General features: G+C 60.9%; 12 protein-coding genes. 4 read left to right on the top strand and 8 right to left on the bottom strand.

Annotated elements, in window-relative coordinates; translation table 11 throughout:
- From RRF64_RS18590 to RRF64_RS18580, 3 genes are read right to left on the bottom strand one after another with little or no spacing between them, the layout of a single operon-like run.
- Window positions 1-672 carry an iron-containing redox enzyme family protein gene (locus tag RRF64_RS18590; RefSeq protein WP_323847424.1) on the bottom strand — a complete coding sequence of 224 codons (672 nt, stop codon included), beginning with the start codon at window positions 670-672 and terminating at the stop codon, window positions 1-3.
- Window positions 669-2,144 carry an AMP-binding protein gene (locus RRF64_RS18585; RefSeq protein WP_323847423.1) on the bottom strand — a complete coding sequence of 492 codons (1,476 nt, stop codon included), beginning with the start codon at window positions 2,142-2,144 and terminating at the stop codon, window positions 669-671. The genes RRF64_RS18590 and RRF64_RS18585 overlap by 4 nt, the downstream gene beginning before the upstream one ends.
- Window positions 2,135-2,860, bottom strand: a complete 726-nt coding sequence (locus RRF64_RS18580; RefSeq protein WP_323847422.1) for a thermostable hemolysin — start codon at window positions 2,858-2,860, stop codon at window positions 2,135-2,137. The genes RRF64_RS18585 and RRF64_RS18580 overlap by 10 nt, the downstream gene beginning before the upstream one ends.
- 333 nt (window positions 2,861-3,193) lie before the next feature.
- On the opposite strand from RRF64_RS18580, the gene RRF64_RS18575 reads away from it, so the two are divergent.
- Window positions 3,194-4,045 carry a universal stress protein gene (locus RRF64_RS18575; RefSeq protein ID WP_323847421.1) on the top strand — a complete coding sequence of 284 codons (852 nt, stop codon included), beginning with the start codon at window positions 3,194-3,196 and terminating at the stop codon, window positions 4,043-4,045.
- Between the two features lie 67 nt (window positions 4,046-4,112).
- Here the strand turns inward: RRF64_RS18575 and RRF64_RS18570 are convergent, their stop codons facing one another.
- On the bottom strand, window positions 4,113-5,774 hold the full coding sequence (locus RRF64_RS18570; protein ID WP_323847420.1) for an alpha-amylase family glycosyl hydrolase: 1,662 nt from the start codon (window positions 5,772-5,774) through the stop codon (window positions 4,113-4,115).
- 147 nt (window positions 5,775-5,921) lie between these two features.
- Here RRF64_RS18570 and RRF64_RS18565 point away from each other — a divergent pair, with 147 nt between their 5' ends.
- The 3 genes from RRF64_RS18565 to RRF64_RS18555 all read left to right on the top strand — a co-directional run bounded on the left by RRF64_RS18565 (window position 5,922) and on the right by RRF64_RS18555 (window position 10,117).
- Window positions 5,922-6,842, top strand: a complete 921-nt coding sequence (locus tag RRF64_RS18565; RefSeq protein ID WP_323847419.1) for an alpha/beta hydrolase — start codon at window positions 5,922-5,924, stop codon at window positions 6,840-6,842.
- 89 nt (window positions 6,843-6,931) lie between these two features.
- On the top strand, window positions 6,932-7,753 hold the full coding sequence (locus tag RRF64_RS18560; protein ID WP_323847418.1) for a DUF3014 domain-containing protein: 822 nt from the start codon (window positions 6,932-6,934) through the stop codon (window positions 7,751-7,753).
- Window positions 7,754-8,269: 516 nt separating this feature from the next.
- On the top strand, window positions 8,270-10,117 hold the full coding sequence (locus tag RRF64_RS18555; RefSeq protein WP_323847417.1) for a glycoside hydrolase family 13 protein: 1,848 nt from the start codon (window positions 8,270-8,272) through the stop codon (window positions 10,115-10,117).
- A 188-nt stretch (window positions 10,118-10,305) separates the two neighbouring features.
- On the opposite strand, the gene RRF64_RS18550 is transcribed toward RRF64_RS18555, so the two are convergent.
- The 4 genes from RRF64_RS18550 to RRF64_RS18535 form a co-directional block, all read right to left on the bottom strand.
- Window positions 10,306-11,799, bottom strand: coding sequence for a tryptophan halogenase family protein (locus tag RRF64_RS18550; RefSeq protein ID WP_323847416.1), 1,494 nt, complete (start codon window positions 11,797-11,799; stop codon window positions 10,306-10,308).
- A gap of 95 nt (window positions 11,800-11,894) precedes the next feature.
- Window positions 11,895-14,651, bottom strand: a complete 2,757-nt coding sequence (locus RRF64_RS18545; protein WP_323847415.1) for a TonB-dependent receptor — start codon at window positions 14,649-14,651, stop codon at window positions 11,895-11,897.
- A gap of 244 nt (window positions 14,652-14,895) precedes the next feature.
- Window positions 14,896-15,858 (bottom strand): glucokinase, encoded by a 963-nt coding sequence (glk, locus tag RRF64_RS18540; protein ID WP_323847414.1) that lies wholly within the window; start codon window positions 15,856-15,858, stop codon window positions 14,896-14,898.
- Between the two features lie 321 nt (window positions 15,859-16,179).
- Window positions 16,180-17,757: a sodium:solute symporter family transporter gene (locus RRF64_RS18535; RefSeq protein WP_323847413.1), complete on the bottom strand. Its 1,578-nt coding sequence runs from the start codon at window positions 17,755-17,757 to the stop codon at window positions 16,180-16,182.
- Window positions 17,758-17,937 lie beyond the last annotated feature (180 nt).

The following is a 17,937-nucleotide window of genomic DNA, read 5'->3' as shown; positions in this document are numbered from 1 at the left end:
TCAGGCGACCTCCGCAACGGCGCAGCGACTCTCCACCTCGCGGAAAATATCCCCGTACAGGCGGAACATGACCCGCGCACTGTGGACTATCGTTGCCTTGTCCTCCTCATCCTCTATGCGGTTCATCAGGCCTTTGAAGAATTCGATATGGCCGATATCCAGGTCCCCGTGGGACAGCAGGTAGCTGAATGCCCTGTTTGGCAGCGCCAGTGATTCCTGGATTGCGCGCGCAGCGCTGGTAGCCAACGCGATACTGGTGCCCTCGAGCACATTGACCATGCCAAAGAATCCGAGTGGATTGCCGCGTGCAATGGTGTCGTAGGCGTAGGCGACCATCAGTTCGGTACTCAAATTCGGCTGGCCGTTGCGCACCGCCTCGGCATCGGCACCGCAGGCGGCGATGTCGTTGAGGATCCATTCCTGGTGGCCGGTCTCTTCTTCGATATATTCGGCGATCGCCTCGCGCAGCCACTCCTGCCTGTCGCTCAGGCGGCTGCCACAGGCCATCAGCAGCGGCACCGTGTGCTTGACGTGATAGTAGGCCTGGGTCAGGAAGGCGACATACTCTTCCAGGCTGATTTCGCCGCGTGCGCCGCGCTGGATCAGCGGCACGCTGATCAGCGACTGGCGGGCATCCTGGGTCCGCGCCTGCAACTCGTCGTAAAAATTCATGAGGGGACTCCTCCGTACAGATTTTCAATGGATTCGTGGTAGCGCTCAGCGATCAGGTCGCGGCGCGGACGGCCATTGGCGGTGAGCAGGCCGTCGCTGAACGTGAGCGGTGCCGGCAGCGCGGCCCAGTTGCGAATCTGCGCGTAGTCCGGCAATTTGCGGTTGACCGCGACCAGCCATCGGTCGACTTGTTCACTGTCCGCGCCGGGGCGGGGAAATATCAGCGCGGCGCAGTGGGGGCGCGCATCGCCGATCACGACACACTGCATCACCACCGGTTCCAGCAGCACTTCGCTCTCTATCCACTCCGGCGAGATATTGCGACCGAAGGCACTGATCAGGATGTTTTTCTTGCGCCCGGTGATATGCAGGTAACCGTCGCCGTCTATCTCACCGAGATCGCCGGTGGCCAGCCACTCCTCGTCCTCACCGGTACCGTCCAGGTACCCCAGGTAGCGCGGGCCGCGCACCATGACTTCACGATTGCGCAGGGTAATTTCGCAGTGCGGCAGCGGGCGTCCGGCGGCGCCGGGGCGATCGGCCAGTGGCAGATTCAGCGCGACAACCGAACCGCACTCGGACAGGCCGTAACCTTCGTACACCGGCAGGCCGAGACTGCGCGCCTGCAGCAGCAGATCCGCCGCCACCTTGGCGCCGCCCACGGCGACGAAACGCAGCGAGCGCGGCGGTTGCCAGCCTCTGTGCTGAATCTGTTCTACCAGCACCTTCAGTATCTGCGGCAGCAATATCAGGCTGTGCGGCTGGAAGTCGTCGATACAGCGACACAGCTGCGCAGGGTCCAGCCCTGAGCTGCCGGACAGTCCCAGCCGCGCCAGGCCCGGCGCAACCACGGTGCCGCCGAGCAGCCAGCTGGTGTAGGCACCGGCGACGTTTTCCAGCAGTGTGGCCAGCGGCAGCAGACATAAATGCAACTGACTGTGCAAAGATTCGAGTTGCCGTGCCAGCGCGGCAGCCGTTTCGAACTGGGTCTCGTTTGACAGGCAGACACCCCGCGGCGTGCCGGTGGAACCAGAGGTAAAAGTGATCTTGGCGGTCAGCGGCGGCAGCGCGGCTGGGTCGGTTGCAGGCGTTTCGATCAGCGCCAGCCCGGCGATCTCCGCCAGCGCCTGTCCCACTTCGTCGAGAGCGGTGAAGCGCTCGCAGTTGTCGGTCAGCAGCGCCTGCATACCGCTGGTGTTGATGGTGTGCACCAGCTGTTGCTGGGAGAAGAACGCCGGCAGCGGCACCAGCGTGATACCGGCCGCCTGGCAGGCTAGATCCACCAGCAGCCAGCCGGGGCCGTTGTCGGCGTAGAGTCCCAGTACCGAGATGTTCTGTGCACGCAGTTCCGCCGCGATATGCTCAACGGCTGTTAGCAGTGCGGCGTAGCTGAATTCACTGTCCTCCCCTAAAAGTGCCGGACGCGCGGGACAAGACTCGGCGAAGGACTGAAGCTGCTTGATCAGTTGCACGATTCACCTCCGCTGCACATTGCCGCGAACGCCGGCGCCATGGCCCGCGCCTGCGAAGTGCACCCGAGCAGCAGCGGTCGAATCAGCGGTCTCTCGAGCAGCGCAGCGCGCTCTTCGGCCACATTGATCGCCGTCACCGCCGGGCGGGTCTCGTAGTAGCTGCCCCAGTCCGCCAGATCGGCACCGAGGCGCTCCCCATCGGCCATGCACAGCACCAGCTGATTGCCGGTCAGTTTCTGCAGCAGGCTGCGCACTTCCGGAGTGGCCGTGAAGATCGCCCAAGTGATTCCCGCCGCGGCGAACAGTTCGGCGAGCATCAGAAACAGCAGGCGGCTGCTGCCGCGGGAGGTGGAAACGAGGTTACCTATCTCGACAATATCGGTGCGCGCGACCGGCCGGCCGCCGGCAGTAGCGAGTAATTGCTCTACCGGCTGATCGAGATACTGTTCGAGGAACAGCGGGCCGCTGTCGGCACGGCGCATGCCGAGGGCGGCATGGATGGAACAGCCTTGGCGCTGCGACAGCAGCAGCGGCAGGAAATTGCGGACCCTGGCCCCATAGGCGTCGGCGAACCTGGCCGCGATATACGCCTCCACCTCACTGCGCCCGGCGTCGCCGGCGGCGCTCATTGCGAAGCTCGGCCAGCTTTCGCGTACCGGCAGCGGCATATGGGGCGCGCCGGAAACCTCGCAACATTGATAGCCTTCCACTGCCATTACAAATCCTCTGCGGGAAAGTCGATGCAGTGAGTCTACGGGGGCCAGATTAAGGCAAACTTAAGGTGGCGTGGAAAACCGGGTTAGGTGCACACGAGGTCCTCGCCACAGTCAGCGCTCGGGAACCCGACTCTGACAACTAGCGGCCGGCTGCCTTGATCCAGCTCAATACACGTCTCGCGCCCATCCTCCATCATGCCCTCCGAATCTGGCGCACAAATGCACATCCATTGCCGGCAAAAGCACCGGACTATCGGCGCGCCGTGATAGATTAGACCGCCCAGTCAATCAGCGATGAGCAGGCCGGATGCACTCCGGCAACCAGGAGGAATAATGGAGCAACAGACAACCCTATTCGTAGTCGTAGACCCCAATGATGATCGCCATGTGGCGCTGGAGCGCGCGCTGACCACGGCGCGTATGCGCCTGCCGCAGCCGCGGCTGGCGGTATTCGTGGCCGTGGACGGTGAAGCAGTCGATACCCGCGCGGTGAACGATCACCTGTTTCGCGACGAGTCTTGGTTTCGTGAACAGATTCGCGAGCCGATCGCGGCGGCGGGCCTCGAGTGTCAGATTACCGTCTGCTGGTCCAGCGACTGGCAGGCGGCGATCCTGCAGGAATCGAAGCGCTGCAACGCGGAAATGATCTACCTGCCGGTGCACGCCAAGACCAGCCGCCGCTTTACCTTTGCCGAATCCAAATGGCACGTGCTGAAGACGGCGCGCTGCCCGGTGGTGCTGATCCGCCCCGGCGCCAAGGCCCGCCGCAAGGTGGTGCTGGCCACGGTCAACTATCAGGCCCAGACTCAGGAACAGCGCCAGCTCAACCGTCAGATCACCGAGCGCGCCAAATATATCGCCGGGCACTACGATGCAGAGCTGCACCTGGTGAATGCCTACCTGGACTCCATGCTCTACCCGGACCGCGGCGCCCTGGCCAAGCTCGCCGACAAGACCGGCGTGCCGACCCACCGCATTCATGTAAAGCAGGGTTATACCAGCGATGTGGTGGAGGATGTGGCCCGGGAGATCGATGCGGACCTGGTGGTGATGGGCACCCTGAACCAGTACGGTGCCACCGGCTCGCTGCTGCGTGGCAACACCGCCGAGCGGGTGATCGGCCAGCTGGATGTCGATGTGATGGTCTGTAACCAGTTCACCTCGACCGAGGTGAAAGCCGGCTAATGCCGGCTGGACCGGCGGCGCTCAGCCGAAGCGCCGCCGGATTTCCTTGCTCTGATTACGGACGCACTCAGCCCTTCTCTTTTGCAGGCGCGAGCAGTACCAGATCGTGCTGGCTGTCGATGCGCACCTCGCCGTTGCGAACGGTTATCCGCTGACCGGAGTAATAATCCTGCAGCTCGGTGCCATCGGCAAAGACACCCCGCACAGGTACCGATTTTTTGCCCGGCTCGACATCGACAGCTACCAGCACCGACTGCTCGCCGTCCAATGTGCGCGCAAAAGTGTAGGGCTTGTCGGCAAGCTTCTTATGTACGCCGGCGCCCACTGCGGGGTGCGCCTGGCGGAACTGTCCCAGCTTCTGCCAGAGAGCCAACAACTCACGGGTTTCCGCCTTTTCCAGATCGGCCCAGTTCATCGGGCTGCGCAGCTGGGCATCGCCCTGGGCACCGGGCGCGGTCAGCGGGCGAGCCAGTTCATCGCCGTAGTAGATCTGCGCCGCACCCGGTGCCAGCATCAGCTTGAGCGCGGCCTCACGGGCGCGCTGGCGCTCGCGGTCGAAGGAGTTCATATCGTCGTGGGACGTCAGATAGTTGAGCACACCCACACCATCCAGCGCCCCGCCGTGCAGCATCTGCGAGTAGCGGGAAAAGATCGACTCCATACCCTCTTCTTTGGCGCGCGCGGCGATATCGAAGTTGATCAGGCTGTCGAAGCCGTAGTCGAAGAAATCCACCTGGCGATCGCCGAAGTCGTAGTCGCGGCCGCCGGTGATGCCGTAGCCGTAGACCTCACCGACCATAAAGAAATCGCGGTCGTCGAGTTTTTTATCCGGGTTGCGCTTCTTCCAGTCGGCCAGCGCGAGGCTCGCCTCCTGCTTGAGCGCCCGCCAGACTTCCGGCTCGACATGCTTGACCGTGTCCACGCGGAAGCCGTCCACACCGTATTCGCGCACCCAGTCGGTGGCCCACTTCACCAGGTAGTACTTGGGGGCGCGCGGGTAGCCGGTGCGCTCGAAAAACGCATCCAGCTCGGCCTGCTCCTGATCCAGGCGCCCCTCAGCCTTCCATTTGTTCACCAGCTGCGGCGGCAGTGCCACCGGCGCGTCGCTCTCGGTGCGGATATCCGGCAGATTGTCCACCAGCATGCAGCTGACGGTTCCGGCAAAACCGGACCAGTCGCACACGGAATCGGCGCGGCTCCACTCGGCCGGCCAGAGTGAGTCCTGCCCGGTCACCGGGCCGGTATGGTTCACGATCACATCCAGCAGCACGCGGATGCCGCGGCTGTGCGCCGTCTCGATCAGTTCCGCCAGCAGTGCCTCGCTGCCAAAATTCTGGTCCACGCCGGTCCAGTCCTTGGGCCAGTAGCCGTGATAGGCGTAGGTGCGCCCGGTGCCCTCGTCGGTGGCGCCGTGAATCTGCTCGTAGACCGGGGACATCCACAGGGCATCTACACCCAGCTGGTCGAAGTAGCCCTCGTTCAGCTTGTCGATGACACCCTGCAGGTCGCCGCCGTGAAAGCCGCGCAGCTGGTCGGCATCGCCCCCGCGCCCGTAGGCCAGGTCGTTGTCCGGATTGCCGTTCACAAAGCGGTCCGGCAGCATGAAGTAGACGGTGGCATTGCGCCAGAAGGGATCCACTTTGGCGTCCGCGGCACCCGCCTTTTCCTTCTCGGCGCAGGCGCTAGTGCACAGCAGCAACGCCGCGCATAGACTGGCAATTCTCTTCATTATTTTCTCTGCTCATCGATCGCAATTTAGTCAGCTTACTGTAATGGCCGGCGTCTGCGCCGCATCCCCCCGTTCGGGGGCGTAGGCCGCGGCTATCGGGCGGCACATACTATTGGACTTCCTACCAGATTGACCAAGGAAACCGGTATGTACAGAAAAATAATTCCAGCCACCCGCAGCGGAGAAAAACAGAAATCCGGCCCGGGCCTGTGGCGCCTGCCCCTGGCTGGCCTGCTGGCCGCGCTGCTCGTCGCCTGTGAGTCCCGCGATGCCGAAACACCGGCCTCCACCGCACTGGCCAACGTCAGCACGCTGCCGTCGCTGACCATGGAATCGCTGCAGCGCGAGCGCAATATCCGCGTCTACCTGCCGCCGTCCTACGGTTCGGCCGACAAACGCTACCCGGTGCTCTATATGCACGACGGCCAGAACCTGTTCGACGACGCCACCTCCTATGTGGGCGAGTGGGGCGTGGACGAGATATTGAATGGGCTGGCCGAGTCCCGCGGGCTGGAACTGATCGTCGTCGGCATTGACCACGGTGGCGACTGGCGCATGACCGAGCTGAATCCCTTCGACCACGAGAAATTCGGCGACGGCCAGGGCGACGCCTACCTGGACTTTGTGGTCGACCAGCTGAAACCGCTGGTCGACAGCCAGTACCGTACCCTTCCCGACAGGGCCAACACCGCCATCATGGGCAGCTCCATGGGCGGCCTTATCTCCCACTACGCCATCAGCCGCCACCCGCAGGTATTCAGCAAGGCCGGCATCTTCTCGCCCGCCTACTGGGCCGGCCCGCAGATATTCGATACGGCCGAGCGGCAGCTGCCCGGCGATGCCCGGCTCTACCTGCTGATGGGCGGCAAGGAGGGCCCAACCATGGTGGACGGCTTCGAAAATATGGGCGAGATACTGACCCGCAGCCATCCGCAGCAGGGCTGGCGCGCAAAGCTGGTGGCTGAGGGCGACCACAACGAGGCCTTCTGGCGCGGCGAACTGGGCGAGGCGATCCTATGGCTGTTCGAGCCGGACGAAAACTTTGCGACCCGCTCCGGCGAGGAGTAATGTAGCTGCAGTGGACCGCCCCTGGCCCGCGTAATCCGCGGACGGCTGTCGCGGTCCAATAGTCAAACCGCAGCTATAGGAGGCAGGGAATGTCGGATCACCAGTCGAGTCAGGGTTGGATCATCGGCCTGGTCGTGGTCGCCACACTGGCGGCCGTGGCCTACTTCTTCTTATCCGGTGACAAGGCCGAGCCACCGGCGCCACCGGTGGTAGTGGAGCCCGAAGCCACCCCCGAACCCATGCCGGAAATCGAGGCGCCGCCGCCCCCGGAGCCGGCTCCCGCCCCCGAGCCCGAGAAGGGCCCTCCCCCGCCCTTGAATGAAAGCGACGATGCCGCCTACAAGGACCTGATGAGCCTGGCCCCGGACGGTGCCCTGGCCAGGTGGCTGGTACCCGACGAGGTGGTGCGCAAATGGGTCGCCGCGGTCAATGCCGGCTCCCGCGGCGAGCTGATCCACAAGCACCGCCCGCTGAAAAACATCAAGGGCCCGATTCTGGTCAGCGAGGAGGGCGCCACCGGTATGCAGCTTTCCCCGGACAACTTCCACCGCTACGACCAGCCGGTGCGGCTCTTCGCGATGATGGATACGAATACCGCCGTGGAGATCTACCGCTACTGGTATCCGCGCCTGGCGGAGGCCTACGGCGAACTGGGTATCAGGAACAAGAACTTCCACCAGGAGGTGCTGGAGGCCATAGACCAGGTGCTCGCCGCGCCGGACGTGGACCAGCCAATTCAACTGGTGCGCCCTTCCGTCTACTACAAGTTTGCGGATCCCAAGCTGGAGAAACTGCCCGGGCTGCACAAGCTGATGATCCGCATGGGGCCGGACAATGCGGCGCGGGTGAAGGAGAAACTCACGGAGCTGAAGGCGGCACTGGAGCAGATACCGGTGCAACAATCCGAATAGGTTTATGTTAATCTCCCTCGCGCCGGCCGCTGCCGGCCGAGGGGTATGCGCAACTGCGAGGGCACGGAACTTTCCCGTCAGCGAGAACAAATGCACGCTGGCATTGCAGTCCCGGCCTACACCCTCTACAGGGATGAGGGACCGCAATGATCGCCCTGATAAAATCGATAACATTCGAAAGCGCCAGGTAATCCGCAACCTTGCGAGCACACCTCTGCCAGCACATAACATCTGGGGAGTCAAAAGTTCAACGATCGGGAAATCAGCTTTCCATCCCGATTGGGTTGTATCGATTCAGATTCCTCCCCCACGATAAAGTCAAAAACGAGCGGGTCTTATTGCCAATAATTACATTGACAACTCTTAAGAAAAAAATTTTAGACAAGCCTGAATAGGCTATACAGGCAGTGTTTCCAAGTCCGCTGTATTGACCCCGGAATCACCCCAAGCGAAACATCGCATTCTTCGCCCCTGTATTTGTTGCATGGATTCGGGCTCATTCCAGAGACATATAATATGAAAATAATTCACCAGCTCGCTGCCCTTACCCTAATTTCGGCGGCGTCCTCCGGCCCGATGGCGATCACCTCGCAAAATGACGATGAGTTCGTGCCGCAATGGGCCAAGCGGGCTGTCTGGTACCAGATTTTTCCCGAGCGCTTTCGCAATGGCGATACCTCAAACGATCCCAAAATGGAGGATATCCTCGGCGCCGACCCGCAGGAGCCGCCGAAGCAATGGCAGATTCACCCCTGGGGCAGTGACTGGTATCAGCTGCAGCCCTATGAACTAGCCAATGGCGAACCGGAATTGTGGAAACACCTGTTGCGGCGCCGCTATGGTGGTGACCTGCAGGGGATCATCGACAAGCTCGATTACTTAACCGATCTCGGTATTACCGCCATTTACCTCAATCCCGTCTTTGATTCGCCATCCCTGCACAAATATGATGGCGCCAGCTACCATCATATCGATCCCACCTTCGGCCCTGATCCGGAAGGCGACCGGAAATTAATGGCCAAGGAAAACCCGCTGGACCCGTCGACCTGGGTCTGGACCAAGGCCGACGAGCTGGCATTAGAGCTGATTTCCGAAGCACACAAGCGCGACATAAAGGTCATCTTCGACGGCGTCTTCAATCATATGGGGATCAACAGTTTCGCTTTCCGGCATCTGGACAAGTACCAGCAGGAATCCCCCTATAAAGACTGGTTTATGGTGGAGTCTTTTCGCGATGACAAAGCAGGGAATGGATTCAAATATTCAGGCTGGTTTGGCGTAGAGTCACTGCCTGAGTTCAAGGAAGATGAGCGCGGCCTGGTAAAGGGGCCGCGAGACTATGTGTTCGCCGCAACCCAACGCTGGATGAACCCGAAAGGGAAAGGAATAGAAAATGGCATTGATGGCTGGCGGCTGGATGTAGCATTTGAAGTCCATCACAATTTCTGGAAAGCCTGGCGCGACCATGTCAAGTCGATCAATCCTGAAGCTTACCTGACCGCCGAAATTGTTGACGAGCCAGAAAAGGTTAAACCCTACTTCCAGGGCGATGAATTCGACGGCGAAATGAATTACAACTTCGCATTTACCGCTGCGGAATTCTTCTTCAATCCGCCCACAATGGGTATCAGTGTCAGCGAGTTTGACCGGAAACTGGCCGAACTCAGAAACCTCTACCCTCAGGGCGTTGCCTATGTCGTGCAGAACCTGTTCGGCAGCCACGACTCCAACCGTATCGGATCGCACATCGTGAATCGGGGGGTAGGGAACTTCAGGGACTGGGGAAATTACTTTACCACTTCGCAAGCCGCCAATAATCCAGCCTACTCGGTCAGAAAACCCGATGATCACGAAATTCAGCTGCAAAAGCTCTTCGCGATATTTCAGATGACCTATGTGGGCGCACCCATGATCTATTACGGCGATGAAGTGGGCATGTGGGGCGCGAATGACCCCGACTCACGCAAACCGATGATCTGGCCGGATATTGAATACGAGGATGAAGTTTATCTGCCCGACGGCAGCAAGCGTTCCCCCGACAAGGTGGTCGTCAACACCGACCTGCAATCGCACTACCGGGAATTGATTGGAATCCGCAATCGAAACCCGGCGCTGCAACTGGGTGATTTCAAACCGGTGTTAATCGATGATGAGCGCCAGCTCTATGGATATCGCCGAGAGCATGGTGACAATTCGGTAGTAGTCATATTCAACAATTCATCCGAAGTAAAACGCATCTCGGCGGACATACTCGGTGACGCAAGCTGGCAGGATCTACTGAACGGCGGCAAGTACACCGGGAAGCGGAAGTCCGGTGACATTGCGATCGGTGCACTGAATGGTGTGATCCTGGTAAAGCAATAGCCCTTCGATCATAGCCATTCCAGCTATCCATGGAATGCGACGGGCGACCGACTTACCTGTAGCGGCTGCCCATCGCAATGGCGCCTTTTTGTGCCCTACCCGTCCTGCACCGGCAGATACAGTTCTGCGCGCGGACGGGACGGGCGCAGCGCAAAACCGACGGTATTGTTGGCAGCGCCCGCTCTCTGTCACTCCCCCCGCGACAGAAACTGCTCGTGATCCGGCAGGCCGGCCACAGTGCCACCGATCAAGGTTTTCAGACTTGCCATCAGGTCACTCATTTGCTCCTCCGACAGCGAGTCCACCAGGGGATGATGGTCTTCGGGGACAATACCCTGCCCGATCATCACTTGCTGCCAGGCCGCTTCTGCAAACAGATCGTCGTAATCGCGGAACACCTTGCCGCTACTGCGGAAGAGTTCCATCTTGTCCCTCAAGGAGTCGGGAACAGTCATATTCTCGCACTCGCGCCAGAATTCACTGTCGCGGCGCTGGTTGGCCTTGTAGTGCAGGATGATGAAGTCGCGAATACGCTCGATTTCTACCTGCGACTGGCGGTTGAACTCCTTCACTTCATGCGGCTTGATACCGCAGTGCGGAAAGGACTTGATCAGTCTTGTAGCGGCGGACTGAATCAGGTGGATACTGGTTGACTCCAGAGGCTCTAAAAAACCACTCGACAGCCCGATGCTGACCACGTTTTTGCACCACGACTCGCGCCGCCGCCCGGTGCGGAAGGGAATGACCTTGGGCTCTGCCAGATGCTCGCCGTCCAGGTTACCCAGCAGCGCCTCATGGGCCTGATCGTCGCTCCAGTGGTGGCTCGAGTAGACCATGCCGTTGCCAGTGCGATGCTGCAGGGGAATACGCCACCGCCAACCGGCCTCGTGAGCGATGGAGCGGGTATAGGGCACTATAGGCTTGGTCGCAGCGCAGGGCACGGCCATTGCCCTGTCGCAGGGCAGCCACTGCGACCATTCCTCATACCCGACCCCCAAAGCCTTTTCAATCAACAGTGCCGCCATGCCGGTGCAGTCGGCAAATAAGTCACCGCTTATCTCTTGGCCGTCCTCCAGCAGCAAGCCATCGACAAAGCCGTTTTCCGGCCGGATTTTCACCTCTTTCACCACACCTTCGATGCGCCTGACGCCCTTGCTTTCGCTGTATCGACGCAGGAATTTTGCGTAGAGACCCGCGTCGAAATGATAGGCGTAGGAAAGGCCAGGCAAATTAGTGCCCTTTATCTGTGCCAGCGGGGCAAATTTGTTGTGAATGGCTGCCTGATAATTGAGGGAGTAATCCCACAGACTCGAGGTATCCCCATTCAAGCGACTTTTGCGCCAGAAATGGTGAAAATCGCAAAAGGGAAAATTTTTACCAATGTTGCCAAAGGCGTGCATATAGCTTTCGCCTTTTTTAAACCAGTTCTCAAACTGGATTCCCAGCTTGATGCTGCCATTGGTGGCTTGCAGAAATTCCCGCTCATTCAGGCCCAGTGCCTGATTGAAATTGATAATGGGTGGAATAGTAGCTTCGCCCACACCGACGGTGCCGATCCGGTCCGACTCGACCAGGGTGATATCGATCACCTTACCGAGTACCTTGGCCATCAGGGATGCTGTCATCCAGCCGGCGGTGCCTCCGCCAAGGATAACGAGTTTTTTGATATTGCCGTCACTCACTTGAAACACCTGGCAACAATGCGAAAACCAATAAAAAAGGCCCTTGCAATACGGGATTACAAGGGCCTTTTACCTGTGAGACTACCTAATGGAAATTACAGCTTGTAGCTGAAACCCAGCAGGTAGGTCTTGCCATAGCTCTGGTAGTCGCGAACCTGCAGCGAGTTGTCGCCACTCAGGGTGGTGAACGGCTCGTCGGTCAGGTTCTGGCCCTGCAGGAATACCGACAGGCCTTCCAGACCGCCAATACCGGCTTCGCTGAAGTCGTAGCCGATTTGAGCATCGACGATGGTCTCACCCAGCACGTCAACCTGGTCGGTGTTAAAGCCGAGGCCGTAGACTTCGCCTTTAAAGTCGTCACGCTTGCGCACGCTGGTGCGCGCAGAGAAGCCGTGGTTGTCGTAGTACAGGGTCATCGTCTCGATATTCTCGGACAGGCCCGGCAGCTGGTAGTCGTTGCCGTTCGGGTCTTTGATATCGGAGCTCACGCCGGTGTGGCTGGCCAGCAGGCCGAAACCGTCCAGGTTTTCGCTGAATACATTGAACGGCAAGGATACGGACAACTCGTAACCCTGCAGTGTGCCGCCGCCGCCGTTCACTTTGCCACTACCGGTAGCGGTAGAGGTATTGGGGACAATGCCGGTATTCGGATCGGCAACGCCGGTCAGATCCACTTCGTAGTTGCCGTCGAAGTGCCAGGCATCCAGGTCCTTCCAGAACAGGGCCACGGAGAAGTAACCTTCATCGCTGAAGTAATTCTCATAGGACAGATCCAGGCCCACAGCTTCTTTCGGCTCCAGGTTCGGGTTGCCGCCCTTGATGCTCCAGAAGTTGCCATTGTCGTCCTGAGTCGGGTTGAGAGTGACCTCAACGGAGGCATTCATCTCGTCCAGACGCGCGCGGGACAGGGTCTTGGCCGCACCGAAGCGCAATGTCTGCTGGTCGTCGATCGCCAGGGCCAGGTTCAGGCTCGGCAGGAAGTGGTTGTAGTCGTGACTGATGTCGGTTGGATCTGCCACCACCAGACCATTGACGATATTGCCTGCGTAGCCCTTGGACTGCTGTTCGGTGTAGACATAGCGTAGGCCAGCATTACCGGTCAGCGCCAGGCCCGCCACTTCGGTCTCGAAGTTGGCCTGGGCAAAGGCCGAGGTAACGCTCTCGTTCACGGACCAGGACTTGGTCAGGTGCTGGATGCCGGTCAGCGCTTCGTCGGTCAGACTGTAGTAGCCGTCCTTCATCATCGCTTCCGCGTCATAGGCGATCATGTCGCCCATGCCGATGAAGTCCAGGGAGGCGCTACCCAAGCGGTACTGCTCCGGCACCACCAGCATGCCTCCTGTCTCCGGGTCGAAGATGTCCAGGGTCATGTAGTAACCCTGGGACTTCTTGGTCTTCTCGCGGTCGCGGTAGGACACGCCGTAGCTGATCTCGTTGACGATACCAACTTCCACCATCTGGGTCGCAGCCAGTTTCAGAGAGGTCAGCTCGTCGTCGACTTCCGGCGCGTTCAGGAAGCCGTCCTGCGCGGTATTGCAGTAATAATCATTCGGCACACCGCCTTCGGGATCACGATCACAGACGAGACCGTACTTGCCGTTCAGCGCGGCACTGGCACCCCAGCTCAGCGGACCGCCCATCTGGATCAGGTTCCAGTCGCTGTAGTCCAGTTCGTGGCCGAACTTGGCGCCGGTGTTGCCGCCGTCGAAGGTATAGGTCAGGTTGTCAGCCACACCTTCGTCGTTGCCACGGCCGGTGCCCGAGTAACTCTCGAAGCTCCAGATATCGCGCTTCACTGCGGAGTGGCTGGCGTCAAACTCCAGCTGCAGGGCGTCGCTGAAGTCGTACTTGGTGTTAAAACCGAAGGACTTCAGCTTCGCAGAGCGGGTTTCCATGTCGTTGCGGACAACAACGCGCTGCCCCTCGGTGGTGGCGCTGGTGATGAAACCGGTCGCCGGATCGACGATCGCAGTATCGGGGCTGATAGAACCCTGCCCCCAGGCAAACGGAATTTCGATACCGCGCAGGATCTTCTCGTCGGCGAAGTCCACGTACAGAGCGTCGAAGGTGGTGTGCAGCTTGTCATTCGGTTTGAACTCAACGACTGCCATTACGGAGTCGCGGTCCAATACGGAGGAGCGCACGAACGGCTTGGCACCGCCGAGGATGGAGTAGTTTTCACCCTGGTAGGTGAATTCGGGGTAGCCCCAGGCATTCCAGCGCTCTTCCTGGTTCGGCGAGCTCATGGTGTTGAAGGCAAGGGCCACACCAATGGTGTCGTCAGCGAACTGGTCGATGTAGGACACAGTCGCGCGGTGACCCTGGTCCTCACCGTCCGGGTTCAACTTGTCAAAGCTAGTCATTTCGTACTGGCTGTTGACCTGGATAACGCGCTCACCACGTTCCAGCGGCTTCACGGTCTGCATGTCGATCACACCCGCGATGCCCTCGGCTTCGATGCTGGCGGTCGGGGTCTTGTAGACGGTCACGCCGCTCATGATCTCGGACGGGTAGAGATCGAATTCCACGCCGCGGTTGTCGCTGATGGACACCTGCTCGCGGCCGTTGAAGGTGGTGGCGCTCTCGTTTTCACCGAAACCGCGGATAGAAACGCGGCTGGAACGGCCGTCCAGACGCTGGGCAGCCAGACCCGGCAAGCGGGCGAGAGATTCAGCGATGGAGGAGTCGGGCAGCTTGCCGATATCTTCAGCGGAGATGGACTCAACCACGGCCTTGGCGTCGCGCTTGGTGCTGATGGAGTCCATCACACTCTTGCGGAAACCGGTAACTGTTACCTCTTCGAGTGCTGCCTCTTGGCCCTCCTGCGCATACACCCCAAAAGAGGCAGTCACAGAGGCCGCGATGGCAGCTGACAGCAAAGTCGGCCGGAAAGCCCCTTTACTCTTGTTGGATAGACTCATCATCTTCTCCCAGGTTTTATCGTTATGGTGAGACCTTGCATCCTAGGCCTGCCCCTCATCCATAACATCCTCCCCCGAGGGGGGAGGAGGCGGGAGAATCCGTGGCGCCCGCCGGAGGGGCGCCCTGCAACACCGTAACTCTTTGATTTAATTAAATTTTTTTCGCTACGCCGACTCAGCCTTCGAGGTGCGCGGCGGCGCCGATCAATGCCTGGTAGCCGGCATTCAGGGCGTAGAGGGGGACCGTCTCCATCCACTGCTCCGCCCTGCCCTTGTTCAGGAAGCGCTGCTCGAATTCGCTCTGCGGCAGCAGCTCCGCGATGCGCGGCAGTATACCACCGCCGAGGAAAACTCCGCCGCGCGCCCCCAGGTACAGGGCAGCGTCGCCGGCGGCACTGCCGAGGAAATTGAGGAAATCCAGCAGCGTCTCCCGGCACAGGGGGTCGGAACCGTCCAGGCCGCGGGCGCTGACATCCGGCGGGGTCAGGTCCTCGGCTTGGCGGCCATTCAGCTCGCACACGGCGCGGTACAGGTTTACCAGCCCGCTGCCCGACAGCACCCACTCGTTGAAGACCGGCTGGCGGGTCTTCAGCAGTATCTGCAGCAGCTGCAGCTCGCGCTCGGTGGCCGCAGGCAGGTTGGCGTGACCACCCTCGCCGGCCAGTACATGGTAGTGGCCGTTGTCCACGCCGAGGCCCGCCACCCCCAGGCCGGTACCCGGGCCGAGCACCGCCATGGCCGCACCCGGCACCCGCGGCACGTCGCGCAGCACGCGGTAGTCGCTCTCCGACAGCCGCGGCAGGGAGAGCGCCAGCGCGGCGAAATCGTTGATCAGCTCCAGGCGCGGGAAACTAAACTCCTTGCACAAGGACTCGGTGGTGATGGTCCAGCCGAGATTGGTCATATAGACGCTGCCGCCAGCAGCGTTCTTCTCCAGCGGTCCCGCCGCGGCGATACAGACCTTTTCCGGCCGCGGCTGGTCCAGCCCCTCCAGCCAGTGGCGCAGCGCCGCCTCGAACCCGTCGAAGCGCTTGCAGTCCACTACCTTCAGCGACTCCAGCTGGTAACCGCCCGCCACCGGCCTGGCGATGGCAAAACGGGCGTTGGTGCCGCCAATATCCGCTACGATACTTGTCATCATTGTCCCTGTTACATACCCCCAAAATCGGCGGTATAAGGTACGGTGTTGGGCAAAATAAAACCAGCCCTCTGCCGACTTCACTATTGCCCCACCCCCGCTCCCAGGGGAGGACAAAATGCCGGCGCCGTGATTTCGACGCAGGGCCCATAAAAAAGGCCGGCGCTGGGGCCGGCCAAGATATGCAGGGGCAGACCCTGCGTTCACCCTGGAGAGGACAACGGATGCGTTACCACGCTGCGGGAGCCAGCCCGGCTGGCGAAGTGGCGCCGACCGAGGCGCCGGGATTGCCCGCCCGCCGCGCGGGCGCCCACAGGGGACCTACCACCAGGTGGCGTAGAGAGCCGCCAGCACCAGGGTGACCCCCAGTGCCGCCAGGTTGAAGCCCTGGCTGGTGGCGAAGCTGATTTCGCGCAGCGCGACGGCGCCGCCGGCAGTGACCGTCACCGCGCGGCCGCGGGCCTGCAGCAGCGATACCGCCACCGCCAGCGCCACGCAGCAGAGGAATACCAGGCCCACCCGGTCGATGAACGGCAGCTCCGGCCACCAGAGTTTCAGCGCCAGCGACAGCAGCGCCGAGGCGATGGCGGCGGCCAGGGCCGAATTGGCGGTGGCGCGGGGCCAGAAGACACCCAGCACGAACAGCACCACTATGCCGGGCGTAAAGAAGCCGGTGAACTCCTGGATGTACTGGAACGCCTGTTCGAACTGGCCCAGCAGCGGCTGTGCGCAGAGCATCGCCAGCACCAGCGACACCAGGCTCGCGACCCGGCCCACGGTCACATAGTGCCGCTCGCTCGCCTGCGGCTGGTAGCGGGCATAGATATCCATCGTAAAGATGGTGGCGATACTGTTGGTCATGGAGGCGAGCGAGGAAACGATGGCCGCCACCAGCGCCGCGAAGATCAGGCCCTTGAAACCGACCGGCATCAGGTTCATCAGCGTCGGGTAGGCCTGGTCGGGGCGGGCCAGATCGGGGACCAGCACCACCGCGGCGATACCCGGCAGCACGACGATGATCGGCATCAGCAGCTTGAGGTAAGCGGCGAAGGCGATACCCTTCTGCCCCTCTCGTAAATCCTTTGCCGCCAGTGCGCGCTGGACTATGTACTGGTTGAAGCCCCAGTAGGAAAAGTTCATCACCCACATACCGCCCACCAGCACCGACAGGCCGGGCAGGCTGGCATAGTGGGGATTGTCCGCCGACAGGATCATGTCGAACTTCTCCGGCGCCTGCCGCGTCAGCTCGACAAAGCCGGCCACCGGACCCTGCCCGGCCGAGATCAGATCCAATGCGAGATAGGACAGCAGCAGTCCGCCGAACACCAGCAGCACCACCTGGATGATATCCGTCAGCGCCACCGCCTTCAGGCCGCCGTAGAGGGAATAGGCCGCGGAAAAGAGGCCGAGGAACAGCAGGCCGAACAGCAGCTCGACGCCGGCGATGGCATTGATCGCCAGCGCCCCCAGCCACAGCACCGCGGTCAGATTGACGAACGTGTAGACGCCGAGCCAGAAGACCGCCAGCACCACCTTGACCCGGTGGTCGTAGCGCTGCTCGAGGAACTGCGGCATGGTGTAGATTTTCTTGCGCACGAACACCGGCAGGAAATATTTGCCGACCAGAATGAGCGTGATCGCCGCCATCCATTCGTAGGAGGCGATGGCGAGGCCTATCGCGTAGCCGGAACCGGACATGCCGATAATCTGCTCGGCGGAGATGTTCGCCGCGATCAGCGATGCTCCCACCGCCCACCAGGGCAGCCCCTTGCCGGCCAGGAAATAGTCCCGCGTGTTTTTCTGGTGCCCGGCCTTCTCCCGCGACACCAGGTAGCCGATGGTGACCAGCGCGGCCACGTAGACGGCAAAGATCAGAATATCGATTGCTGCTAACTGCATTTCTCTCACCTGTTTTTATTGTTGTTAATCCGGAAAATCGATTGGCGGCGCTGCCGGATCAGGCCGCCGAAGGCCTCCATCGCGGAAGCGTCCGCGCATAAATGATTTCCGCAATTACCCATGCTGACATCATCGGCACAAGGGGGGGAGACGTCGCCCCACTTCCCCCCGGGCGCACAA

Origin of the sequence: Microbulbifer magnicolonia, from assembly GCF_035117725.1 — a bacterium.
Classification (GTDB): domain Bacteria; phylum Pseudomonadota; class Gammaproteobacteria; order Pseudomonadales; family Cellvibrionaceae; genus Microbulbifer; species Microbulbifer magnicolonia.
The sequence above is the reverse complement of the archived record's forward strand: the minus strand, read 5'-3'. Positions and strand labels throughout refer to the sequence as shown.

Excerpts from the sequence above, each read along its gene's own strand:
- RRF64_RS18560 (WP_323847418.1), top strand. The coding sequence starts at position 6,932 with ATGTCGGATCACCAGTCGAGTCAGGGTTGGATCATCGGCCTGGTCGTG.
- RRF64_RS18580 (WP_323847422.1), bottom strand. The coding sequence starts at position 2,860 with ATGGCAGTGGAAGGCTATCAATGTTGCGAGGTTTCCGGCGCGCCCCAT.
- RRF64_RS18535 (WP_323847413.1), bottom strand. The coding sequence starts at position 17,757 with ATGCAGTTAGCAGCAATCGATATTCTGATCTTTGCCGTCTACGTGGCC.
- RRF64_RS18575 (WP_323847421.1), top strand. The coding sequence starts at position 3,194 with ATGGAGCAACAGACAACCCTATTCGTAGTCGTAGACCCCAATGATGAT.
- glk (WP_323847414.1), bottom strand. The coding sequence starts at position 15,858 with ATGACAAGTATCGTAGCGGATATTGGCGGCACCAACGCCCGTTTTGCC.
- RRF64_RS18570 (WP_323847420.1), bottom strand. The coding sequence starts at position 5,774 with ATGAAGAGAATTGCCAGTCTATGCGCGGCGTTGCTGCTGTGCACTAGC.
- RRF64_RS18565 (WP_323847419.1), top strand. The coding sequence starts at position 5,922 with ATGTACAGAAAAATAATTCCAGCCACCCGCAGCGGAGAAAAACAGAAA.
- RRF64_RS18555 (WP_323847417.1), top strand. The coding sequence starts at position 8,270 with ATGAAAATAATTCACCAGCTCGCTGCCCTTACCCTAATTTCGGCGGCG.
- RRF64_RS18590 (WP_323847424.1), bottom strand. The coding sequence starts at position 672 with ATGAATTTTTACGACGAGTTGCAGGCGCGGACCCAGGATGCCCGCCAG.